The sequence below is a fragment of the Mesorhizobium sp. B4-1-3 genome (assembly GCF_006439355.1).
GTDB lineage: Bacteria > Pseudomonadota > Alphaproteobacteria > Rhizobiales > Rhizobiaceae > Mesorhizobium.
Genome location: NZ_VFTG01000005.1, coordinates 225,646 through 247,579, shown reverse-complemented (window position 1 = coordinate 247,579; position 21,934 = coordinate 225,646). Strand labels below are relative to the sequence as shown.

At 64.1% G+C, this 21,934-nt stretch carries 21 protein-coding genes; 10 read left to right on the top strand and 11 right to left on the bottom strand.

Features of this window, described 5'->3' with window-relative positions:
* Positions 1-35: 35 nt before the first annotated feature.
* The 5 genes from recF (at position 36) to FJW06_RS09985 (ending at position 4,237) form a co-directional block, all read left to right on the top strand.
* Entirely contained in the window at positions 36-1,202 is a 1,167-nt protein-coding gene (gene recF / locus FJW06_RS10005) for a DNA replication/repair protein RecF (RefSeq protein WP_140751072.1), read from the top strand.
* A gap of 126 nt (positions 1,203-1,328) precedes the next feature.
* A complete protein-coding gene (locus FJW06_RS10000; RefSeq protein ID WP_140751070.1) occupies positions 1,329-2,084 on the top strand; it encodes a molybdopterin-synthase adenylyltransferase MoeB in 756 nt (251 codons plus the stop codon).
* A gap of 4 nt (positions 2,085-2,088) precedes the next feature.
* A complete protein-coding gene (locus tag FJW06_RS09995; RefSeq protein WP_140751068.1) occupies positions 2,089-2,577 on the top strand; it encodes a GNAT family N-acetyltransferase in 489 nt (162 codons plus the stop codon).
* A complete protein-coding gene (locus tag FJW06_RS09990) occupies positions 2,574-3,827 on the top strand; it encodes an aconitase X catalytic domain-containing protein (RefSeq protein WP_140751066.1) in 1,254 nt (417 codons plus the stop codon). The genes FJW06_RS09995 and FJW06_RS09990 overlap by 4 nt, the downstream gene beginning before the upstream one ends.
* Positions 3,824-4,237, top strand: coding sequence for a DUF126 domain-containing protein (locus FJW06_RS09985; RefSeq protein ID WP_140751064.1), 414 nt, complete (start codon positions 3,824-3,826; stop codon positions 4,235-4,237). The genes FJW06_RS09990 and FJW06_RS09985 overlap by 4 nt, the downstream gene beginning before the upstream one ends.
* Positions 4,238-4,240: 3 nt before the next feature.
* On the opposite strand, the gene FJW06_RS09980 is transcribed toward FJW06_RS09985, so the two are convergent.
* Positions 4,241-5,242: a D-glycerate dehydrogenase gene (locus tag FJW06_RS09980; protein WP_140751062.1), complete on the bottom strand. Its 1,002-nt coding sequence runs from the start codon at positions 5,240-5,242 to the stop codon at positions 4,241-4,243.
* Between the two features lie 269 nt (positions 5,243-5,511).
* Here FJW06_RS09980 and FJW06_RS09975 point away from each other — a divergent pair, with 269 nt between their 5' ends.
* Positions 5,512-6,069 (top strand): SH3 domain-containing protein, encoded by a 558-nt coding sequence (locus FJW06_RS09975; RefSeq protein ID WP_140751060.1) that lies wholly within the window; start codon positions 5,512-5,514, stop codon positions 6,067-6,069.
* Positions 6,070-6,310: 241 nt separating this feature from the next.
* On the opposite strand, the gene FJW06_RS09970 is transcribed toward FJW06_RS09975, so the two are convergent.
* On the bottom strand, positions 6,311-6,691 hold the full coding sequence (locus tag FJW06_RS09970) for a DUF4260 domain-containing protein (RefSeq protein ID WP_140751160.1): 381 nt from the start codon (positions 6,689-6,691) through the stop codon (positions 6,311-6,313).
* Positions 6,692-6,701: 10 nt separating this feature from the next.
* Positions 6,702-7,133, bottom strand: coding sequence for an iron response transcriptional regulator IrrA (gene irrA / locus FJW06_RS09965; protein WP_112101799.1), 432 nt, complete (start codon positions 7,131-7,133; stop codon positions 6,702-6,704).
* 246 nt (positions 7,134-7,379) lie between these two features.
* Between irrA and fabA the strand changes: the two genes are divergently transcribed.
* The 4 genes from fabA to FJW06_RS09945 all read left to right on the top strand — a co-directional run bounded on the left by fabA (position 7,380) and on the right by FJW06_RS09945 (position 11,831).
* The gene (gene fabA, locus FJW06_RS09960; protein ID WP_027165888.1) at positions 7,380-7,895 is read left to right on the top strand and encodes a 3-hydroxyacyl-[acyl-carrier-protein] dehydratase FabA; all 516 of its coding nucleotides are present in this window, start codon (positions 7,380-7,382) and stop codon (positions 7,893-7,895) included.
* 115 nt (positions 7,896-8,010) lie between these two features.
* Entirely contained in the window at positions 8,011-9,231 is a 1,221-nt protein-coding gene (fabB, locus tag FJW06_RS09955; protein ID WP_140751058.1) for a beta-ketoacyl-ACP synthase I, read from the top strand.
* Between the two features lie 29 nt (positions 9,232-9,260).
* Complete coding sequence (gene fabI / locus FJW06_RS09950; protein WP_140751056.1) at positions 9,261-10,064, top strand: enoyl-ACP reductase FabI; 804 nt, start codon at positions 9,261-9,263, stop codon at positions 10,062-10,064.
* A 213-nt stretch (positions 10,065-10,277) separates the two neighbouring features.
* On the top strand, positions 10,278-11,831 hold the full coding sequence (locus FJW06_RS09945) for a bifunctional diguanylate cyclase/phosphodiesterase (RefSeq protein WP_140751054.1): 1,554 nt from the start codon (positions 10,278-10,280) through the stop codon (positions 11,829-11,831).
* A gap of 65 nt (positions 11,832-11,896) precedes the next feature.
* On the opposite strand, the gene FJW06_RS09940 is transcribed toward FJW06_RS09945, so the two are convergent.
* The 8 genes from FJW06_RS09940 to FJW06_RS09905 all read right to left on the bottom strand — a co-directional run bounded on the left by FJW06_RS09940 (position 11,897) and on the right by FJW06_RS09905 (position 21,919).
* A complete protein-coding gene (locus tag FJW06_RS09940) occupies positions 11,897-12,904 on the bottom strand; it encodes a class I SAM-dependent methyltransferase (RefSeq protein WP_140751052.1) in 1,008 nt (335 codons plus the stop codon).
* Positions 12,905-12,995: 91 nt separating this feature from the next.
* On the bottom strand, positions 12,996-15,146 hold the full coding sequence (gene pnp / locus FJW06_RS09935) for a polyribonucleotide nucleotidyltransferase (RefSeq protein ID WP_140751050.1): 2,151 nt from the start codon (positions 15,144-15,146) through the stop codon (positions 12,996-12,998).
* A 383-nt stretch (positions 15,147-15,529) separates the two neighbouring features.
* Positions 15,530-15,799 carry a 30S ribosomal protein S15 gene (rpsO, locus tag FJW06_RS09930; RefSeq protein ID WP_027165894.1) on the bottom strand — a complete coding sequence of 90 codons (270 nt, stop codon included), beginning with the start codon at positions 15,797-15,799 and terminating at the stop codon, positions 15,530-15,532.
* Between the two features lie 190 nt (positions 15,800-15,989).
* Complete coding sequence (gene corA / locus FJW06_RS09925; protein ID WP_140751048.1) at positions 15,990-17,084, bottom strand: magnesium/cobalt transporter CorA; 1,095 nt, start codon at positions 17,082-17,084, stop codon at positions 15,990-15,992.
* Positions 17,085-17,189: 105 nt separating this feature from the next.
* Entirely contained in the window at positions 17,190-18,149 is a 960-nt protein-coding gene (truB, locus tag FJW06_RS09920; protein WP_140751046.1) for a tRNA pseudouridine(55) synthase TruB, read from the bottom strand.
* A gap of 1 nt (position 18,150) precedes the next feature.
* A complete protein-coding gene (gene rbfA, locus FJW06_RS09915) occupies positions 18,151-18,567 on the bottom strand; it encodes a 30S ribosome-binding factor RbfA (RefSeq protein WP_140751044.1) in 417 nt (138 codons plus the stop codon).
* A gap of 125 nt (positions 18,568-18,692) precedes the next feature.
* Entirely contained in the window at positions 18,693-21,272 is a 2,580-nt protein-coding gene (gene infB / locus FJW06_RS09910; RefSeq protein ID WP_140751043.1) for a translation initiation factor IF-2, read from the bottom strand.
* Positions 21,269-21,919: an RNA-binding protein gene (locus FJW06_RS09905; protein WP_140751158.1), complete on the bottom strand. Its 651-nt coding sequence runs from the start codon at positions 21,917-21,919 to the stop codon at positions 21,269-21,271. The genes infB and FJW06_RS09905 overlap by 4 nt, the downstream gene beginning before the upstream one ends.
* Positions 21,920-21,934: the final 15 nt, after the last annotated feature.

The window sequence follows — 21,934 nt, the reverse complement described above, 5'->3', positions numbered from 1 at the left end:
TCCTGGAATTGCTCTAGCGAACCCGATGTGTCGCCGTGACCGCGGATGCGAAACAGCTTCGGCAGCAAAGCCATATAAGTAAGCTAACACTTACTAATTTCCGCAACTACGCGGCGCTTTCGCTCGACCTTGCGCCCGGCGCGGTGGTGCTGTCGGGGGACAATGGCGCGGGCAAGACCAATCTCCTGGAAGCGATCTCACTCCTGACACCCGGCCGGGGCCTGCGCCGCGCGCCCTATGCGGATGTCGCGCGCGAAGGCGGCGACGGCGGCTTCGCCTTGCATGCGCGCATCGAGGGACCGGAAGGAGAGGTCGAGATCGGCACCGGCATGCCCGGTAGCGACGCCGCCGGCGAAGGCGGCAGGAAGGTGCGGATCAACGGCGCGCCGGCGCGATCGGCCGAGGACATGCTGGAATGGTTGCGGGTCGTCTGGCTGACGCCGGCGATGGACGGGCTGTTTCCCGGGCCGGCGGCGGACCGCCGCCGCTTCCTCGATCGGCTGGTGCTGGCGATCGACCCCGGCCATGGCCAGCGCGCGCTCGACTACGAGAAAGCCATGCGCGGCCGTAATCGCCTGCTTACCGAAGGTTCTCGCGACGGCGCTTGGTTTGACGCGATCGAGACCCAGATGGCCGAGACCGGAGTGGCGATCGCCGCAGCGCGGGCCGAGCTGGTGCGGCTGCTTGCCGCCATGGTCGACAGATTGCCCGGCAGTGGGCCCTTTCCGCAGGCCGACATCAGTCTCTCGGGGGACCTGGAGAGCGAGGTCGCCGTCGCGCCGGCCGTAGATGTCGAGGAGCGCTTCCGACGCGCGCTTGCCAATGGCCGCGAGCGCGACCGCGCCGCCGGCCGCACGCTGGACGGTCCGCATCGCTCCGATCTCCTGGTGCGGCACCGGCCGAAGTCGATGCCGGCCGAACTGTGCTCGACCGGCGAGCAGAAGGCGCTGCTGGTCGGCATCGTTTTGTCGCATGCCAGGCTGACCGGCGAGATGTCGGGACTGACGCCGATCCTTCTCCTGGACGAGATCGCCGCGCATCTCGACGCGGGCCGGCGCGCGGCGTTGTTCTCGATCCTGGAAGAGCTGAACTGCCAAGCCTTCATGACCGGCACGGATGCGGCCCTGTTTTCGAGTCTTGCCGGCCGGGCGCAGTTCCTGACGGTCGATCACGGCAGCGTCGGACTGACGGCAAGCCCTTGAAGCCATTTCCGCGCTGCGCCACGAGGCTTTGCCTCGCGTCATGCCAAACCTTTGCCTCGCGTGTGGACCACAAGGCTTCGCCTTGCGCTTACTGACAAGGCTCTACGCCAGCGATATGGTTCGGCTATGACCGACGCCGCCCTGACCGACGAAGAGCTCGAACGCTATGCCCGCCACATCGTGCTGCCGGAGATCGGCGGGCCGGGCCAGCAGAAGCTGAAACGGGCGCAGGTGCTGGTGATCGGCGCCGGCGGGCTCGGGGCGCCGGTGCTGGAATATCTTGCCGCCGCCGGCGTCGGCACGCTCGGCATCGTCGACGACGACACGGTTTCCTTGTCCAACCTGCAGCGGCAGGTGATCCATGGCAGCGATACGATCGGCATGGCCAAGACCGACAGCGCACGGGAAGCGATCATGCGCATCAACCCCAACGTCAAAGTGGAATCGCATCGCCTGAGGCTGACGGCGGAGAACGCCCCTGCCCTCGTCACGCGCTACGATGTCGTTGTCGACGGCTCCGACAATTTCGAGACGCGCTACGCGGCCGCCGATGCCTGCGCCAGCGAGAAGAAACCCCTCGTCACGGCTGCCGTCGGCCGCTTCGACGGCTCGGTGACGGTGCTGAAGCCGTTCGAGACAGGCGCAGACGGCAAACGCAATCCGAGCTATCGCGACCTGTTCCCGGAAGCGCCGCCCGAAGGATTGGTGCCGTCCTGCGCCGTTGCCGGCATCGTCGGCGCGCTGACGGGCGTCATCGGCACGCTGGAGGCGATGGAGGCGGTCAAGCTGATCACCGGCATAGGCGAGCCGCTGATCGGCCGTCTGCTGCTCTACGATGGCCTCACGGCCCGCTTCGACACCATCCGCTACAAGGCCGTCTGAACGCATGGACCAGAGCGTCGGCATCTCCATAACCGGCCTTCCAACGGACTTCGACCGGTGGGACGACCTGCTCGCGCTGATCCGCCGCGCCTTCGCCTATATGGACGGGGTCATCGACCCGCCCTCCTCGGCGCATCTTTTGACCGCCGATACCCTTGCCGAGAAGGCGAAACGGGAAACCGGGTTTCTGGCCGTCGAGAACGGCCGCATCGTCGGTTGCATCTTCGCGCTGGAACGGGCGCGGGATTTCTATGTCGGCAAGCTCGCGGTTGAGCCGCGGCTGCAGGGCCAAGGCGCCGGAACCCGTCTGATGCGGGCGGTCGAGGATCTTGCGCGCGCACGCGGCAAGGATGCTATCGAGCTGCAGACCCGCATCGAGCTGACGCCAAACCACGCAGCTTTTGCCCGACTCGGCTTTCGCGAGACCGAGCGCACGGCGCATGAGGGCTATGACAGGCCGACCTCCATCACCATGCGCAAGGTGCTGCTATGAGCCTTTCGCTCAGCCCGGAAGAACGGGCGATCGCCGCCCGCCAGGACGGCCCGGGCATGGCGATGCGCATCGTCGCCGAAAGCGCCTGCCTGCTCGGCGCGCCGCGGCTGATCCCGATCGCCTCCACCCATATCGACGGTGCCCTGTACCACGGCGATTCCGGCACGCTGTTCGCAGAAAAACTGGTCGACGGCGGAGCGAAGGTCGCTGTGCGCTCGACGCTCAATGTCGGGGCGCTCGACTTGATGGGCTGCTCGCGCATTCGTCTGGAAGAGCCGCAGCGCGGCATGGCCCGGCGGATGATGGAGGCCTATCGCAAGCTCGGTTGCGAGCAGAGCTGGACCTGCGCGCCGTATCAGGCCGGACACAGGCCGGCACTCGGCAGCGACGTCGCCTGGGGCGAGTCCAACGCCGTCGTCTTCTGCAATTCGGTGCTGGGCGCGCGAACCAACCGCTATGGCGATTTCCTGGACATTGCCTGCGCCATCACCGGCCGCGCGCCGGATTACGGCCTGCACCGGCCCGACAACCGCCGCGCGCGGCTCGTTTTCGATGTCTCGGGCCTGTCACCTTCCTTCCTTGCCTCGGAGATCGCCTGGCCTGTCTTGGGAAGCCTTTATGGCCACGAGGTGGGCAACGCGATCGGCGTCGTCACCGGCGTGACGGGTCATCCCGGTGAGGACGCGCTGAAAGCCTTTGGCGCGGCGGCCGCATCGTCCGGCGCGGTCGGCCTGTTCCACATTGTGGGCGTCACGCCCGAGGCGCCCGACGTCGAAACCATCCTGGCCGGGCCGGAGCCGGAAGCGGTGATCCGCGTGACGCCTGAGATCGTGGCCAAGGCCCGCGCGGGCCTGTCGACCGCGGCGGCGGCCAAGACCATCGACGCGGTGGCGATCGGCAGCCCGCATCTGTCGAACGCCGAGTTCGAGAGCCTGGAGCGGCTGATCGCCGGAAGGCGGCTTGCGGTGCCGATCTACGCCTGCACCGGCCGCCACGCGCTTGCCGTGCTGGAGCAGGACGGCCGGCGAAAAAGGCTCGAGGCGAGCGGGGTCGTCGTCGTCGCCGATACATGCGTGGTGGTGACGCCGATCATGCCGGAGCTCGGCAATGGCGTGCTGATGACCAATTCGGGCAAGTTCGCGCATTACGCGCCGGGCAACACCGGCTACGCGGTGCTCTACGCCTCGCTCGCCGACTGCGTCGAAAGCGCGGTCCTCGGCAAGCCGGTCTTCACGGATATCGCCGCATGAGAGCTGCCGCCGAAATCCTGGTGCCGGGCAAGGCGGGCGAAGGCGAGGCGCTGGTGCTGACGGCGCCGATCAGCTTCTGGGGCGGCGTCGACCCGAAGACTGGCCGCATCGCCGATGTCCGCCATCCGCAGCATGGCGAGGTCATTGCCGGCCGCGTGCTGTTCCTGCCGGGCACGATCGGCTCGTCATCCGCTTCGGCGGTACTGATGGAGCTCGTCCACAACGGCCGGGCGCCGGCCGCCCTGGTGCTGCATGAGCCGGACGCCATCCTGCTGCTCGGCCTGATCGTCGCCCGGGAGATGGGTTGGGAAACGCCGATGGCGGTGCGGCTTGGCCGAGACGCGTTCGAAACCTGTGGCGGCAGGGTGAGAATAGCCGAGGATGGCGCTCTCACCGTCTCCGGCGAATAAGCCTCAGGTCCTGAGCGGCAGGACGCGGTCCGGCGGGCGGTGACCGTCGAAGAAGGCGCGGATGTTGATGATCACCTTCTCGCCCATGTCGATGCGGCCCTCGAGCGTGGCCGAGCCCATATGCGGCAAAAGCACCACCTTGCCCTTGGCGGCGAGCTTCAACAGCTTGCTGTTCAGCGCCGGCTCGTGCTCGTAGACGTCGAGGCCGGCGCCGGCGATCTTGCCGTCCTGGATCAGCTTGACCAGCGAGTCCTCGTCGATGATGTCGCCGCGCGCGGTGTTGACGATATAGGCCGAGGGCTGCATCAGCGCGAGACGACGGCCGGATAGAAGGTGGAACGTCGCCGGCGTCGACGGGCAGTTGACCGAGATGATGTCCATGCGGGCCAGCATCTGGTCGAGGCTTTCCCAGTAGGTCGCCTCCAGTTCCTCCTCGACGGCCGGCAGCACGCGGTGCCGGTTGTGGTAATGGATCGACAGGCCGAAGGCCTTGGCCCGCCTGGCGACCGCCGTGCCGATGCGGCCCATGCCGACGATGCCGAGACGTTTTCCCCAGATGCGCCGGCCGAGCATCCAGGTCGGCGACCAGCCGGCCCATTTCTTCTCGCCCGTCAGCACATTGGCGCCTTCGGCGAGCCTGCGCGGCACCGCGAGCATCAGCGCCATGGTCATGTCGGCGGTGTCTTCGGTGAGCACGTTCGGCGTGTTGGTGACGGTAATGCCTTTCTTGGCGGCCGCCGCGACGTCGATCTTGTCGACGCCGTTGCCGAAATTCGCAATCAGCTTGAGGTTTTCGCCGGCCTGGGCGATCAGCGCGGCATCGATATGGTCGGTGATGGTAGGGACCAGCACATCGGCTTCCTTGACCGCCGCGACCAGCTCGGGCTGCGTCATCGGCCGGTCCTCGACATTCAGCCTTGCGTCGAACAGCTCGCGCATGCGCGTCTCGACCGGGTCGGGCAGCTTGCGCGTGATGACGACGAGGGGCCGTTTTTTGCCTGCCATTTTATCCCCGAAGCTTCCTCGATCAGGATGACATTCCGTCGAATCGTCATCCTGATCCTACTCTTTTTGGAGCATGATCTTTTCCGAAAGCCAGTTCCCGCTTTTCAGGATCATGCTCTCGAAACCGATCTCGTTGAGACCTCTTTAACCAAGACCGGCGAAACTTATAACCAGTCGCGGCATCAGCCCACTCCTGTAACAAGCGGTGCCGCCGAAGACAAAGAAAAAGGGGCGCTCATCCCGACGGACCGGCGCCGAAAGGAACGAAAGTGTCTGGTTTCGCGTCGCTTCGCCTGGCCTTCAGCGCAGCCATTCTCGGTGCCCTGTTTTGCGCGCCGCAGGCTTTGGCGCAAAGCGCGGCAGCACCCGCCCAAACCATAACGCTCGGGCCGAGCGGGCTGCCGCTGCCGCGCTTCGTCAGCCTGAAGCCGGCTCGCGTCAATTCGCGCGTCGGCCCCGGCGCCAATTATTCCGTCAACTGGATGTATCTGAAGGCCGGCCTGCCGATGGAAGTCATCCAGGAATTCGACACCTGGCGCCGCGTGCGCGACGCCGACGGATCGGAGGGCTGGATCAACCAGTCGCTGCTCTCCGGCCGCCGCACCGCGATCGTCGCGCCATGGCAGCGCGGCAAGGGTGGGCGAATCAACCTGCTCGACGAACCCGCCAAGGATGCGAGTGTCGTCGCCATCATCGAGCCGGGCGTGATCGGCTCGATCAAGAAATGCGACGGCCAATGGTGCGAGATGACCTTCGACGGCCATACCGGCTGGATGGCACAGTCGCAGGTGTGGGGCGCCTATCCCGGCGAGAAGGTCAAGAACTAGAGCGTTTCACCGTTTCACGGAAACGGCGAAACGCTCTATCTCTTTGTTTTTACGCAATTCCGGACGGAAAACCGCTCACATTTTTCCGGGAATTGCTCTAGGCTGTGTCACATTCAGGTGAGGCCCGGTCTGCGAATGGCGGCTTTCTGCGCTGCCGGTGCTCAGGTACCTTAAATACGCTCCGCTCCGGTTCTCGAAAACCGCCATTCTCGACTCGGCCTCACCTGAATCTCAACACAGCCTAACTGGACACACCGTCCTGCTGGCGGCTGATGCGGCCGAGATGCGTATCCTGAAAACCGGTGGGCAGCTTGAGACCGTAGCCGAGCGCGCGGTCGATGGCGATGTGGGTGATCCAGATCAGCGCCACGGCGGTCGTGACCGGCCCGGCGAGCAACGCGCCCGCGAGCAGGAGGACGAGCGGGGCAATCAGGACATGCAAGGCATTGTAGGTGACGGCGCCGACGCGCGGTCCGGCGAGGTAGCCCAGCATCGACAGGTCCGGCGCCAGGATGAGCAGTACAAACAGCCACCAGGAAAAGCCGGCCATTGCGTAGCAAACGATAGCCAACGCGGCGATCGTGACCCATTCAAACCGCACAACCAGGTCGACGGGCCGCATCGCCACGGGATCAGTCGCCGCGTTTCGGGCGAAGCCTCACGACGATGTCGACATTGGCGATTTCCATGCCCTCCGGCGGCGCCGGCAGGTTAGAGACGGTCACCGGTCCGCTTTCGATGTCGAAAATCCGGTTCTCGCCTTCGACGTAGAAGTGGTGGTGATCGGACGTGTTGGTGTCGAAATAGGTTTTCGAGCCTTCCACCGCCAGGATGCGCAGCAGGCCGGCCTGGGTGAACTGGTGAAGCGCGTTGTAGACAGTCGCCAGCGAAACCGGCACGCCGGCGGCGATCGCCTCTTCATGCAGTTCCTCGGCGGACAGGTGGCGGTCGCCCTTGGCGAAAAGCAGATCGGCCAGCGCAATGCGCTGGCGCGTCGGCCTCAGGCCGGCTTCGCGAACCCGCTTGTCCACAGCGACATTTTCCTTCCGGTAGCCCGAATCCATCTCTTCGCGTCGAAGCTTGCGGCCCAGCCCATCAACAGGTCCAGAGTGGCAAAAAGACGTCAAATGCCAAACCGGACATCAGTCGACATATATTCTGTAGTCCGAATGCGATCAATAGCGCGCATTGACCCGGGCAGGCGCACGGGTTAAGCGCAAACGCCGGTTTCCGGCCGCAAACAGAGTGTGTTAGGAAACCAACGAGAAGGGCGCCCTGCCGCCCGCGAAGAACACGGGGACAGAAATTTGATGGCGGGTCAAAAGTCCAGCTACGATTACGAGGAACTGCTTGCCTGCGCCCGCGGCGAGCTGTTCGGGCCGGGCAATGCCCAGCTGCCCTACCCACCGATGCTGATGTTCGACCGCATCACCGAGATCAGCGAAACCGGCGGCGCTTTCGACAAGGGCTTCATCCGCGCCGAGTTCGACATCAAGCCGGATCTTTGGTTCTTTGCCTGCCACTTCATCGGCAATCCGATCATGCCGGGCTGCCTCGGCCTCGACGCCATGTGGCAGTTGACCGGCTTCTATCTCGGCTGGCTGGGCGAACCCGGCAAGGGCATGGCGCTTTCGACCGGCGAGGTGAAGTTCAAGGGCATGGTGACGCCCTCGGTGAAGAAGGTCGAATACGGCGTCGACTTCAAGCGCGTGATGCGGGGCCGGCTGGTGCTCGGCATCGCCGACGGCTGGCTCAAGGCGGATGGCGAACCCATATACGCGGCTACGGATCTGAAGGTCGGTCTGTCCAAGCAGTCGGCCGCCTGACCGTTTTTCGCCACGGCGTCGCGTAGCCAATGGGCGCCACGTCAGTTTATTTGCGTATGATCACAAGCGAAAACCGGCTAGGTTTTTCGCCCGGATACGCCGGAAGGAGTTGCGAATGAGACGGGTCGTAGTGACAGGGCTCGGCATTGTGTCGTCGATCGGCAACGATGCCAACGAGGTGCAGAGCTCGCTTTACGATGCCAAATCCGGCATCAGCTTTTCCAATTCCTTCGCCGAGCACGGCTTCCGCTGCCAGGTCTGGGGCGCGCCGACGCTCGATCCCACGCCGATGATCGATCGCCGCGCCATGCGCTTCCTGAGCCAGGGCGCGGCCTGGAACCACGTCGCCATGGACCAGGCGATCGCCGATGCCGGCTTAAGCGAAAGCGATATCACCAATGAGCGGACCGGTATCGTGATGGGTTCCGGCGGACCTTCCACCCGAACCATCGTCGAAGCGGCCGAGACCACGATCAAGAACAACAGCCCGAAGCGCATCGGCCCGTTCGCCGTGCCGAAAGCCATGTCTTCGACCGCGTCGGCCACCCTGGCGACTTGGTTCAAGATCCACGGCGTCAACTATTCGATCTCGTCGGCCTGCTCGACCTCCGCGCATTGCATAGGCAATGCCTATGAGCTGATCCAATGGGGCAAGCAGGACGTGATGTTTGCCGGCGGCCACGAGGACCTCGACTGGACCATGTCGGACCTTTTCGACGCCATGGGCGCCATGTCGTCGAAGTTCAACGACAAGGCATCGACCGCTTCGCGCGCCTACGACGTCAACCGCGACGGTTTCGTCATCGCCGGCGGCGCCGGCGTGCTGGTGCTGGAGGAGCTGGAGCGCGCCAAGGCGCGCGGCGCTAAGATCTATGCCGAGATCGTCGGCTATGGCGCGACATCCGACGGCTACGACATGGTCGCTCCTTCGGGCGAAGGCGCCATGCGCTGCATGCGGCAGGCACTGTCCACGGTGTCGTCGCCGGTCGACTACATCAACACCCACGGCACGTCGACGCCGGTCGGCGATTCCAAGGAGATGCGCGCCATTCGCGAGGTGTTCGGCGACAAGATGCCCTATATCACCTCGACCAAGTCGCTCACCGGCCATTCGTTGGGTGCGGCCGGCGTGCAGGAATCGATCTACTCGATCCTGATGATGCAGGGCGGCTTCATCGGCGAGAGCGCCCATATCGAGGAGCTCGATCCGGAATTCGAGGGCATGCCGATCGTTCGCAAGCGTATCGACGACGCCAAGATCGACACCGTCCTGTCCAATTCCTTCGGTTTCGGTGGCACCAACGCAACGCTGATTTTCCAGCGCTATTCCGCATAGAGCCGGCGTTTTTATAAGGATTGCCTTTTATGGACGGGTTGATGAAGGGCAAGCGCGGGCTTGTCATGGGTGTCGCCAACGACCATTCGATTGCCTGGGGCATCGCCAAGAGGCTGTCGGAACACGGGGCGGAGCTCGCCTTCACCTACCAGGGCGATGCCTTCGGGCGGCGGGTCAAGCCGCTGGCCGAGAAGGTGGGAGCCTCGCTGATCGTGCCCTGCGACGTCGAGGACAGCGCTTCGGTCACTGCGACCTTCGAGACCCTCGGCAAGGCTTGGGGCGGGCTGGATTTCGTGGTTCACGCCATCGGCTTTTCCGACAAGAACGAGCTGAAGGGCCTTTACGCCGACACCAGCCGCGACAATTTCGTGCGCACCATGGTGATCTCCTGCTACTCGTTCACCGAGATTGCCCGCAACGCCGCCGCGCTGATGGGCAATGGCGGCTCGATGATCACGCTCACCTATGCCGGCTCGGTCAGGGTGATGCCGAACTACAATGTCATGGGCGTCGCCAAGGCCGGGTTGGAGGCCAGCGTGCGCTACCTCGCCAACGACTACGGCCCACGCGGCATCAGGGTGAACGCCATCTCGGCCGGGCCGGTGCGGACGCTGGCCGGCTCCGGCGTGTCCGACGCCCGTCACATGTTCTCCTACCAGCAGCGCAATTCGCCGCTAAGGCGCACCGTGACCATCGACGAAGTCGGCGGCTCGGCGCTTTACCTGCTCTCCGACCTGTCGTCGGGCGTCACCGGCGAGATCCACTATGTGGATTCCGGCTATCACATCGTTTCGATGCCGGCACTGGAGGAATTGAAGCAGAACGACGGCTAGCGCATTTCACCGTTTCATGGAAACGGCGAAACGCACTATCTCTTTGTTTTTACGCAATCCCGGATGGAAAACCGCTCACACTTTTCCTGGAATTGCTTCTGGCACGAATAGTTTGCGGCCGCGATAGTAGCGTTCCAGTAAAATTGCATGCATTGGCGGAAACTCATTTTAAGAAGATATCCGCTATAAGGGCCCGTAATCTAGGGACCTTGCATGCCTGCAGTCAGCAATCCCAAACGCACTCCGCTGTTCCGGCTCATCACCATCGCCAGCTCCGGCATGGGCAGTTTTATCCTTGGGCTATGGGGGTTGCGGTTCGGCTTCGGCGACGGCATGGCCGGCATGCCGGCCGAAACGATGGCCGGCATCATCGCCGCGCTCTGCGCTTTAGCCGCCGGCGGCGCCGCGCTGTCGTTCTTCGCGGGCATCGATGAATCGGCGGCCTATGTCTTCAACGAAACCCATTTCGATAAGCTGACCGGGCTTCTGTCGCGCCAAGCCATGGTCGGCAAGATAGCCGAGGCCGCGTCCGGGACGATTCGAACCGGCGAGCCGGTGTTCCTGATCGACGTCGATATCGACCGCTTCAAGCAGATCAACGACGCCATCGGTTACAGCCAGGGCGACGAACTGATCCGCGCCTTCACCAACAGGCTGAAGGAGAATATGCCGAAGAACGCGGTGATCGGGCGCATCGGCGCCGGCGAGTTCGCCGTGCTCCTGCCTGACCGCGACCTCAGGGGTTCGATCGAACGGCTCATCGAGAGGCTCATCAACGAGATGATGGAACCCTACCAGCTGCAAAGCCATTTGCAGTCGGTCAGCCTGTCGGTCGGCATCATGGCGATGCCGAAGGACGGCGTCGACCCGGTGCTCATCCTGCGCCGCTCGAACCTGGCGCTGCAGAACGCGCGCGCCAGCGGCGTCGGCAACTGGTCCGTCTTCCACGCCGATATGGGCCGCGTGGCGGATTACCGGCAGTGGATCGAGTCGGAGCTGAAGACCGCCTTCGACCGCGGCGACTTCAGCCTCCACTATCAGCCGGAGCTCGACCTGCCGAGCGGCCGTGTCGTCGGTTATGAGGCGCTGATCCGCTGGAAGCATCCGGAGCGCGGCATGATCCCGCCGATGGAGTTCATTCCGATCGCCGAGGAAACCGGCATGATCAATCCGATCGGCGAGTGGGTGCTGCGCAAGGCCTGCAGCGACGCCAGGTACCTGCCGCAGGAATGCTTCGTCGCCGTCAACATCTCGCCGGTCCAGTTCATGACCAGGGATTTCGTCGGCATCGTGCGGGAGGTGATCGAATCGACCGGCATCGAGCCGTCGCGGCTGGAGCTCGAGGTCACCGAGACGGCGATGATGCAGGATCGCGACCGCGCCGCGGCGATCCTGGAACAGCTTGCCGAGATGGGCATCTCCGTTGCCGTCGACGATTTCGGCACGGGCTATTCCAATTTGAGCTACCTGATCGATTTCTCCTTCGGCAAGCTCAAGATCGACCGCTCCTTCGTCAGCCGCATCGACAGCGACGCAAGCTCCGGCGCGATCGTTTCGACCATTGTCGGCCTGTCGCGGGCGCTGGGCGTCGGCATCATCGCCGAGGGCGTTGAGACCGAGAACCAGGCCACGCTGCTTCGGGCCGCCGGCTGCGAGGTGGTGCAGGGCTATCTGTTCGGCCGGCCGGCGCCGCTCAAAGTCGAGCTCGGCGAAGCGCGGTCCGCCTTCGGCGCCCGCGAGCCTGCGCGCATCGTCAGCGTGCAGTGAAGTGCCCAGCTTTTCCCGGCGCAATTCCGGGCGGAAAACCGCTTCACACTTTCCTGGAATTGCTTTTAGCGACGCGCCGAAAACACCTTGAACATGTTATCGTGGGCGATCTCGACATGGCTGGCAAAGGCCGCGTCCAGTATCTGCTCATAAGGAAGCTGGCGGTTGGCGACCATGAACAGGCGGCCGCCCGGTTTCAGGGCCTTCGACGCCGCGCGGATGATGCCGGCGCCGATGCCGGGCTCGGCGGCGCGGCCGCTGTGGAAAGGCGGGTTCATGACGACCGCGTCGTAGCGCCGTTCGACGCCCTCGGTGAGCAGATCGATCCAGAAGAAGCGCGGCTCGATGACGCCGTGGACGTTCAGCCTGGCCGCCTCCAGGGCCTCGAAATCCGCTTCGTAGAGATCGAGCGTGGTGAGACCTTGCGAGCGCTGCAGGACTTCCGCCGCCAGATAACCCCAGCCGGCGCAGAAATCAGCGACATTGCCTTTGAGATCGCCGGGCAGGTTCGCGGCAAGCAATTTCGAACCCGCATCGATCCGATCGAACGAGAACATCCCGGGCGCGGTCTTGAAGCCGCCTTCGATGACGAGGTCGCGGTTGCCGGCGCGCAGCGCCGCGGCCGCCTCCGTGCCGGTCCGCCGGAACCAGAAAGCAACGCCGTGATGTTTCGGCAGATGGCCTTCGAGCGGCGACAGCATGTCGATCCGCTTGCGCAGGCTGTCAATGCCGTCGTCCTTGCCCCCGGCAATGACGACCAATCCGCCCGGCGCCACACGCTCGATGGCCTCGGCGATGCGCCGCTCATTCTGGCCGCGATGGCGGCCCGCAAGCACCAGTGCCATGTCGAAGCCGGAACCTTCCACGCGCGGCGTGACCGTGTAACCGGATGCCTGCAAGGCACGAAAATATGGCCGAAAGCCTTGCACGAGATGCAGCGCCGCCTCGAAACCTTCGGGCAAGCGGAAGCCAGGCTCGGCGCCGAGAAAAAGGACGCGGGCATCCTTTCTGGGCAGAGGCAGCGCCTCGGCCTCAAACGGATAGAACAGCGTCTTCAGCGGCTCGGCGGCCATTCACCTGCTCCGTAGAACTCTTTGCAGTGCCCTCAAACAAAACGGGCGCGACCTTGCGGCGCGCCCGTCTTGAATTATCCGATCAAACCGATCAGGCGGCGTCTTCCTCGCCGTCCGACTTCTTCTTGTCCTGGACGATTTCCTTGCCGGTCGCCTGGTCGACGACCTTCATCGACAGGCGCACCTTGCCGCGCTCGTCGAAGCCCATCAGCTTGACCCACACCTTGTCGCCTTCCTTGACGACGTCGGAGGTCTTGGCGACGCGCTCATTGGCGAGCTGCGAGATGTGGACGAGGCCATCGCGCGGGCCGAAGAAATTGACGAACGCGCCGAAGTCGGCCGTCTTGACGACGGTGCCTTCGTAGATTTCACCGACTTCCGGCTCGGCGACGATGGTGTGTATCCACTTCTTCGCCGCCTCGATCTCCTTAGCGTTCGCCGAAGCGATCTTGACGGTGCCGTCGTCCTCGATGTTGATCTTGGCGCCGGTCTTCTCGACGATCTCGCGGATCACCTTGCCGCCGGAGCCGATGACATCGCGGATCTTGTCGGTCGGGATGTGCATGACCTCAATGCGCGGCGCGAACTCGCCGAGCTCGGCGCGGGCGCCGGAGATCGCATGCGCCATCTCACCCAGGATGTGCAGGCGGCCGTCCTTGGCTTGGCCCAGCGCGATGCCCATGATTTCCTCGGTGATGCCCTCGATCTTGATGTCCATCTGCAGCGAGGTGACGCCATTGGCGGTACCGGCGACCTTGAAGTCCATGTCGCCGAGATGGTCCTCGTCGCCCAGGATGTCTGAGAGCACGGCGAAACGTTCGCCTTCCTTGATCAAGCCCATGGCGATGCCGGCAACCGGCTTGGCCAGCGGCACGCCGGCATCCATCAGCGCCAGCGAGGTGCCGCAGACGGTCGCCATCGAGGACGAGCCGTTAGACTCGGTGATCTCGGAGACGACACGCAGCGTATAGGGGAACTGGTCGGCGCTAGGCAGCATCGGGCGAATGGCGCGCCAGGCGAGCTTGCCATGGCCGATCTCGCGACGGCCCGGCGAACCCATGCGGCCGGTTTCGCCGACCGAGTAGGGCGGGAAGTTGTAATGGAGAAGGAACTTCTCCTTGTACATGCCGGTCAGCGAATCGACATACTGCTCGTCCTCGCCGGTACCCAGCGTGGCGACGACCAGCGCCTGGGTTTCGCCGCGGGTGAACAGCGCCGAACCATGGGTGCGCGGCAGAACGCCTACCTCGGAGACGATCTTGCGCACGGTCTTAAGATCGCGGCCGTCGATGCGCGAGCCGGTGTCGAGGATGTTCCAGCGAACGACCTTGGCCTGGAGCTCCTTGAAGACGCTGCCTATCTGCTCGGAAGTGTACTTGGCCTCCTCGCCCTCGGCCGGAGCGAACGCGGCCTTGACCTTCGCCTTGACGGCGTCGACCGCGGCATAGCGCGACTGCTTGTCGGTGATCTTATAGGCCTCGCGAAGCTCGTCGCCGACGACCTTCAGCATCTCGGCTTCGAGCGCGGAATAATCCGGCGCGGTGAAGTCGCGCGGCTCCTTGGCGGCGACCTCTGCCAGCTTGATGATCGCCTCGATCACCGGCTGGAAGCTCCTGTGGCCGAACATGACGGCGCCGAGCATCAGTTCCTCGGAGAGTTCCTTGGCCTCGGACTCGACCATCAGCACGGCGTCGCCGGTGCCGGCGACGACGAGGTCGAGCTTGGATTCCTGCATCTCGTCGATATGCGGGTTGAGCACATATTCGCCGTTGATATAGCCAACGCGGGCGCCGCCGATCGGGCCCATGAAGGGCACGCCCGAAAGCGTGAGCGCGGCGGAGGTGGCGACGATCGACAGGATGTCCGGATCGTTCTCGAGGTCATGCTGGACGACGGTAACGACGATCTGGGTGTCGTTCTTGTAGCCGTCGGCAAAAAGCGGGCGGATCGGACGGTCGATCAGGCGCGAAACCAGCGTTTCCTTCTCGCTCGGACGGCCCTCACGCTTGAAATAGCCGCCCGGGATCTTGCCGGCGGCATAGGTCTTTTCCTGGTAGTTGACGGTAAGCGGGAAGAAATCGAGCCCGGGCTTCGGCTCCTTCATCGAAACGACGGTGGCGAGAACGACGGTCTCGCCGTAGGTGGCGAGCACCGCGCCGTCAGCCTGGCGCGCGATCTTGCCGGTTTCCAGGATGAGCGGACGGCCGCCCCATTCGATTTCCACTTTGTGTTGATTGAACATATCTTGTCCTTCATATGCGGAAAGGGCCGCGCCGTCCTACGGCTACGGGTTCTCCCTTCCCTGGCTTCCTTCGGGCAGCCACGGGCAAGACAACGGGAAGCTCGATCAAGTCCGGCTCTGCGCCGAGCGAGCATCCTGCAATCCTGCCCCATGACCGTCCATGGGCGGCTCCGGATAGCCCTCTGCGATCCGGAACCCGATTGGCCAACTGGTTGGCCGATTGGCCAACTGGTTGCCCGACCTTGCGCATGACCCCGGAAACCGCTGCTTCCGGAACGCGCCATGCGCGGAGAAGAATTCCTTTTCAGCACCGATGCAGCGGATCATCCGATGCGCCAATGCGCAACCGGCGGGCCCTGTTCGAGAGCCCGCCGGTCAATTCGTCAGCGACGCAGACCGAGCTTGTCGATCAGCGTCTGGTAGCGCGCGTCATCCTTGCGCTTGAGATAGTCAAGCAGGCTGCGGCGCTGGGAGACCAGAGCAAGCAGACCACGGCGGGAATGGTTATCCTTCTTGTGATCCTTGAAGTGCTCGGTCAAGTTCTTGATGCGCTCGGAAAGGATGGCAACCTGGACTTCCGGAGATCCGGTGTCGCCCTTGGCGGTTGCGAATTCGGTCATCAATTCCTTCTTGCGATCGGCAGTGATCGACATCGTGCTTTCCTTATCTGTTGGAGGAAACGGGACGCCCACAGCCGGGATGTCGTCCAGCAGAGGCCAGTGCAAGCGACGCGTCAGGGCGCGAAGCTGCGGCGCATATAGTGCAATTCCGGAAAAAACACCAGCCCAATTGTCAAGCCGGCTTGTCGCAGGTTCTGGTTGCGAAAAGGACGAATCTCAAAGGCTACAGCCACTTCTTCCATTTGAAGAACGCAATCAGACCGATCGCAACGATCGCCATGAACATGAGCGAGGCGGGATAGCCGTAATAGGCCTTCAGCTCGGGCATATTCCAGGGCGAGCTTTGCGGATCGAAATTCATGCCCCAGACGCCGACCAGGAAGGTCAGCGGCATGAAGATCACCGAGACGATGGTCAGATAGGAAATGACGTCGTTGGTGCGGGCCTGGGTCAGCGAGACATGCATCTCGATCAGGCCAGTGAGCATGTCGCGCTGGTTCTCGACCAGCTCGATCAGGCGCAGCGAATGATCGAGCGTGTCATTGAAGAAGATCTTGGTCTCGGCCTTCACGAAGGGCACGTCGTTGCGGATCAGCGTCGCCAGCGCGTCGCGCATCGGCCACAGAACGCCTTTCAGCACGTTGGCGTCGCGCCTCAGTTCATGCAGCTGCCGCATCTGATGCTTGTGCGGCTTGTTCAGCATTTCGTCCTCGATGCCGTCAACCGTTTCGCTCGCCGCCTCGATGGGCGGGAAATAACTGTCGACGATGGCATCGATCAGTGCGTAGGCGAGATAGTCGGCGCCACGCGAGCGGAGCCGGTTGGGCATCGCGCCGGCAATGCGCTTGCGCACCGGATCGAACGGATCGCCCTGGCGCTCCTGGAAGGTGACGACGAAATTGCCGCCGAAGAACAGTGCGACCTGCTCGTAGCGATGCGAGGTGACATCGTCGATCATGCGCATGACGACGAAGGCGTGATCTTCGTAGAAATCCACCTTGGGCCGCTGGCCGGTGTTGACGACGTCCTCCAGCGCCAGCGGGTGCAAGTTGAAGATGCGGCCGATCTCCTCGATCAGCGGGATGTTGGCAAGCCCGGTGCAGTCCAGCCAGACGACTGGCCATTTCTCGCAATGGGCGTTGAGGTCGTCGATCGATGCATTGTCGATGGTTTCATATTTCCGAGGCGAGATCAGCGTCAGCCGAAGCTCGCTGCGCTGCGCCGCGGGATCGGCGATAAGCGTGCCGGGCGACGCGCCGACCGGAGGCCGGCGGGTTTTCGACGGCGCCCTTTTCCTGCCGGTGTCAGCCTTTGCCATGAGTTCCCTGGGCTCTCGCGCTCAGCCGAAGATTAGAGCGATTCCAGGAGAAGTGTGCAGCGGTTTTCCGTCCGGGATTGCACAAACAACGAAATTGCACCGGAATCACCCGGCAAAGACCCGCTTCGGCTTGAACATGCCCTGCTCGATGGCGCCGATGGCGACGAGCTTGCCGCGCGCGGTGGCGCAGGCCTCCTCGGCCTCGACCGGCGCATCGCGGCCGCGAATGATGACGGGGTTGCCGAGGCGGATCTTGGTTGCCGCGTCGTCGCTGACGGCGACCTGCGGCAGGCAGTCGAGCGCCACCGCCGTTTCGACGAGCAATGCGTCAATGGCGCTGAAATCGACCGGGATCGCGGCTTCGTCCGGGCCTGCTTCTGTCCTGTCGCCGAAGCGGGCCGCTTCCAGCTCGGCTACCGTGACGAAATCCTCCGGTGTGAACGGCTCGACCTCGACGCGGCGCAACTCAGCGATATGGCCGAAGCAGCCGAGGTCGCGACCCATGTCGCGAGCCAGCGAGCGCACATAGGTGCCCTTGCCGCATTCGACCTCGAAGACGGTTTTGTCGGTGCCATGCTCGACAATATCCAAACGGCCGATTTCAATTTCCCGCGCGGGTATCTCGACCGTCTCGCCGTCGCGGGCGAGGTCGTAGGCGCGCTCGCCGGCGATCTTGATGGCCGAGAATTGCGGCGGCGTCTGCATGATGACGCCGGTGTATTTGGGCAACAGCGCCCGCAGCTCGGCCTCGGCCGGACGGCGGTCGGAGCTGTTGGTCACCGGGCCTTCGAGGTCGTCGGTCGAGCGCTCCTCGCCCCAGGCGACGGTGAAGCGGTAGACCTTGGCGCCGTCCTGCACATAAGGAACGGTCTTGGTCGCCTCGCCGAGCGCGATCGGCAGCATGCCGGAGGCGAGCGGATCGAGCGTACCGGCATGGCCCGCCTTCTCGGCCTGGAACAGCCATTTGATCTTGGAGACGGCTTCGGTCGAGCCCATGCCCACCGGCTTGTCCAGCACCACCCAGCCGGAGACCGGCCGCCCCTTCTTCTTGCCGCGACGCGCCAATCTAGTCCTCGTCCTTGTCGTTGTTCTTGCCGTCGCCGAGATCGCGCGCGACTTCGGGCGATTTCAGCAGTTCATTGATCTTCGCGAAATTGTCGAAGGAGGTGTCGAGCCGGAAGCGGAACTCCGGGATGTACTTCATCTGCCTCAACGCGCCGGAAACACGGCCGCGGATGAACTTCGCATGCCTGTTGAGCGCCTCGACCACGGCGTTGTCGTCGCCCGCGCCGAGCGGCGAAACGAAGGCGGTGGCGATCTTGAGATCGGGCGACATGCGCACCTCGGAGACCGAGACGACGCTGTTCTCGATCACAGGATCGATGATCTCGCCACGCTGCAACGTCTCGGAAAGCGCATGGCGCACCTGCTCGCCGACGCGCAGCATGCGCTGGGAAGGGCCTGACTGTGTCGAACGGGACATATTTCTTCGGTCCTGAAATCGTGGAGCGCGGGATGGAACCACGCCGCATGTCTCAAAATGCATGAGCGGTATGGGCGGCAGCCCTGCGGCCGCCGCCCGTTTCATTCCGGCAAGTATAGCCGAATTTAGAGCGTCCTGTTCACCATCTCGACGCGGAAGCACTCGATGATGTCACCGACGCGCATGTCCTCGTAGTTCTGGAACGCCATGCCGCATTCCTGGCCGCCCGGCACTTCCGCAACCTCGTCCTTGAAGCGCTTCAGCGTCTTCAGCGTGCCTTCGTGGACGACGACGTTGTCGCGGATCAGGCGCACGCCTGCGCCACGCTCGACCTTGCCTTCGGTGACGCGGCAGCCGGCGATCTTGCCGATCTTCGAGATGTCGAAGATTTCGAGGATCTCGGCATTGCCGATGAAGGTCTCGCGCCGCTCCGGAGAGAGCATGCCGGAAAGGGCGGCCTTCACGTCGTCGACGAGGTTGTAGATGATCGAGTAGTAGCGGATCTCGATGCCCGCGGCAGCAGCCGCGGTGCGCGCCTGCGCGTTGGCGCGGACGTTGAAGCCGATGATCGCGGCACCGGACGTCTCGGCCAGAGAGACGTCGCTTTCGGTGATGCCGCCGGCGCCCGAATGGACGATCCGCACCCTGACCTCATCGTTGCCGAGCTTTTCGAGAGCGGCATTGATCGCCTCGATGGAGCCCTGCACGTCGCCCTTGATGACCAGCGGGAACTCCTTCAGCCCGCTCGTCTGCAGTTGCGACATCATCTGCTCCAGCGAGCCGCGCTGGCCGGCATGCTTGGCCACCGCCTTGTCGCGCGCCAGACGCTGACGGTATTCGGTGATCTCGCGGGCGCGCGCCTCGTTGTTGACGACGGCGAAGCGGTCGCCTGCCTGGGGCGTGCCCTGGAGGCCGAGCACCTCGACCGGCATTGCAGGCGGGGCTTCCGGTACATGCTCGCCGCGATCGTTGACGAGCGCACGCACACGGCCCCACTCATTGCCCGCGACGATGATGTCGCCAGGCATCAGCGTGCCGGTCTGCACTAGCACGGTGGCGACCGGGCCACGGCCCTTGTCCAGCTGCGCCTCGATGACCGCGCCTTCGGCGGTGCGGTCCGGGTTGGCCTTGAGGTCGAGGACTTCGGCCTGCAGCAGGATAGCTTCCAGCAGCTTGTCAAGATTGATGCCCTTGGTCGCCGAAACCTCGACGTCCAGCACCTCGCCACCCATTGATTCCACGAACACTTCGTGGCGCAGCAGCTCAGTCCGCACCTTCTGCGGGTCGGCGTCGCGCTTGTCGATCTTGTTGATCGCCACGATGATCGGCACGCCAGCCGCCTTGGCATGGTTGATCGATTCGATCGTCTGCGGCATCACGCTGTCGTCGGCCGCCACCACCAGCACCGCGATGTCGGTGACCTGGGCGCCGCGGGCGCGCATGGCCGTGAAGGCGGCGTGGCCGGGCGTGTCGATGAAGGTGATCTTCTGACCGTTCTTCTCGATCTGGTAAGCACCGATGTGCTGGGTGATGCCGCCAGCCTCGCCGGAGACGACATTGGCGTTGCGGATGGCGTCGAGCAGCGAGGTCTTGCCGTGGTCGACGTGGCCCATGATGGTCACGACCGGCGGACGCGACACAAGGTCCTCCGGGCGGTCGGCGATGTTGAACAGGCCTTCCTCGATGTCGGACTCGGCGACGCGGCGGACAGTGTGGCCGAATTCGGAAGCCACCAGCTCGGCCGTATCGGCGTCGATGACATCGCCCGGCTTCAGGATCTGACCCTGCTTCATGAAGTACTTGACCACGTCCACGGCGCGCTCGGACATGCGCTGCGCCAGTTCCTGGATGGTGATGGTTTCGGGCAGGATCACTTCGCGCATGACTTTCTCGCGCGGCTCATTATGAAGCGCGCGTTTGAATTTTTCCTGGCGGCGACGCATCGACGATAGCGAGCGGGCGCGCGCGTCGTCATCCGACAGCGCCGAGTTCAGCGTCAGCTTGCCGCGGCGGCGATCTTCCTCGCCCTTGGTCGGCTTGGCCGGGCGAGCCACTTCCGGCGTCGCAAGACGGCGCGGCGGTGCGCTGGCTGCGCCGCCGGTGCCTGTGCGTCTGGGCTTAGCCTCTTCCTCCTCATCGGCCGTGGCGATGTCGGCGGCCTGCGGCGCGCGACGGCGAGCCTCCTCCTCGGCACGGCGACGGGATTCGGCCTCGGCCTGCAGGCGCGCTTCCTCCTCTGCCTGACGGCGCGCGGATTCCTCGCGTTCACGCTTGCGGCGTTCCTCTTCCTCCGCGCGACGCTTGGCATCTTCCAGAGCGCGCTGGCGATCCTCGGCCTCGCGGGCCTTGGACCCTTCCAGCGCCCTGCGGCGCGCTTCCATCTCGCCGCGCGAGAGTTCGTTCAGAACCATACCGGAACGCTCCGCCGGCGGAGGCGGCGCCTTGGGCGCTTCCTGCACGGCAGGCGCGGCGGCGACAGGAGCAGCGACGGGCTTGGGCGTGAACACGGACGGCGCCACCGGCTCCGGCTTGTCGCCAGGCAGGGAGAACTTGCGCTTCTTGGTCTCGACCACGACCGACTTGGTGCGGCCATGCGAGAAATTCTGACGCACGGTGCCCTGCTCGAGGCCGGGGCGCTTCAGCGTCAAGGTCTTCTTCGGCGTAACGCTCAACGTCTTGTCGTCGCCCGATTTCGTATCGTTCATTCCATATCCTCTGCGGCATCATCTTCGTCAGCAACGGCCGCAAGCATTGCCAGATCGTTCGGGGTACCGCCCCGATATCGGTCGAGCGCAACTACGCGCTTCTCAACCGCCAGTCCCGCGTCCTGCGCGAGGACGGCAGCATGTATCACATTTGTACCCCCCAATGCCAAGCTCAACTCGGCCTCGGAGAAAAGTTTGTAGGCAAGGATGGCGGGGCCGCCAAGATGGACGGTTGCCCGCCGCGCCTGACTGATCTTGCGGACGCCATCGTCCGAGGCTTCGGTCGCATGCAGCACCAGCAGCGCCTGCCCGTCGCGCACCGCGCCCTCGACCTTGGCGGCGCCAAGAACGACGGCACCGGCCTTGCGGGCAAGGCCGAGCATGCCCAGAGCGGATCTGGAGAGCAGCCCGTCGACCATGCCGCCGATATCGGCAGGAACGGTCACCTGTGCCTTGAATGCACGGGCAAACAGGTTCTTCGCCGCTGCCTTGTCGATATGTAGGCGATCGGCGGTGACCCAGCAACCGCGGCCGGGCAGATTTCTCTTGATGTCCGGAACGACAGTCGAATCGGGGCCGACGACGAAGCGGATCAGTTCATCCGCTTCGGCCTGCCTGCGCGTAACGATGCAAGTGCGATCGTTCATCTCGTCCACGGGCTT

Coding starts and splice junctions, on each gene's coding strand:
- FJW06_RS10000 (WP_140751070.1), top strand. CDS start 1,329: ATGACCGACGCCGCCCTGACCGACGAAGAGCTCGAACGCTATGCCCGC.
- FJW06_RS09995 (WP_140751068.1), top strand. CDS start 2,089: ATGGACCAGAGCGTCGGCATCTCCATAACCGGCCTTCCAACGGACTTC.
- FJW06_RS09990 (WP_140751066.1), top strand. CDS start 2,574: ATGAGCCTTTCGCTCAGCCCGGAAGAACGGGCGATCGCCGCCCGCCAG.
- FJW06_RS09985 (WP_140751064.1), top strand. CDS start 3,824: ATGAGAGCTGCCGCCGAAATCCTGGTGCCGGGCAAGGCGGGCGAAGGC.
- FJW06_RS09980 (WP_140751062.1), bottom strand. CDS start 5,242: ATGGCAGGCAAAAAACGGCCCCTCGTCGTCATCACGCGCAAGCTGCCC.
- FJW06_RS09970 (WP_140751160.1), bottom strand. CDS start 6,691: ATGCGGCCCGTCGACCTGGTTGTGCGGTTTGAATGGGTCACGATCGCC.
- irrA (WP_112101799.1), bottom strand. CDS start 7,133: ATGGATTCGGGCTACCGGAAGGAAAATGTCGCTGTGGACAAGCGGGTT.
- fabA (WP_027165888.1), top strand. CDS start 7,380: ATGGCGGGTCAAAAGTCCAGCTACGATTACGAGGAACTGCTTGCCTGC.
- fabB (WP_140751058.1), top strand. CDS start 8,011: ATGAGACGGGTCGTAGTGACAGGGCTCGGCATTGTGTCGTCGATCGGC.
- fabI (WP_140751056.1), top strand. CDS start 9,261: ATGGACGGGTTGATGAAGGGCAAGCGCGGGCTTGTCATGGGTGTCGCC.
- FJW06_RS09945 (WP_140751054.1), top strand. CDS start 10,278: ATGCCTGCAGTCAGCAATCCCAAACGCACTCCGCTGTTCCGGCTCATC.
- FJW06_RS09940 (WP_140751052.1), bottom strand. CDS start 12,904: ATGGCCGCCGAGCCGCTGAAGACGCTGTTCTATCCGTTTGAGGCCGAG.
- pnp (WP_140751050.1), bottom strand. CDS start 15,146: ATGTTCAATCAACACAAAGTGGAAATCGAATGGGGCGGCCGTCCGCTC.
- rpsO (WP_027165894.1), bottom strand. CDS start 15,799: ATGTCGATCACTGCCGATCGCAAGAAGGAATTGATGACCGAATTCGCA.
- corA (WP_140751048.1), bottom strand. CDS start 17,084: ATGGCAAAGGCTGACACCGGCAGGAAAAGGGCGCCGTCGAAAACCCGC.
- rbfA (WP_140751044.1), bottom strand. CDS start 18,567: ATGTCCCGTTCGACACAGTCAGGCCCTTCCCAGCGCATGCTGCGCGTC.
- infB (WP_140751043.1), bottom strand. CDS start 21,272: ATGAACGATACGAAATCGGGCGACGACAAGACGTTGAGCGTTACGCCG.
- FJW06_RS09905 (WP_140751158.1), bottom strand. CDS start 21,919: ATGAACGATCGCACTTGCATCGTTACGCGCAGGCAGGCCGAAGCGGAT.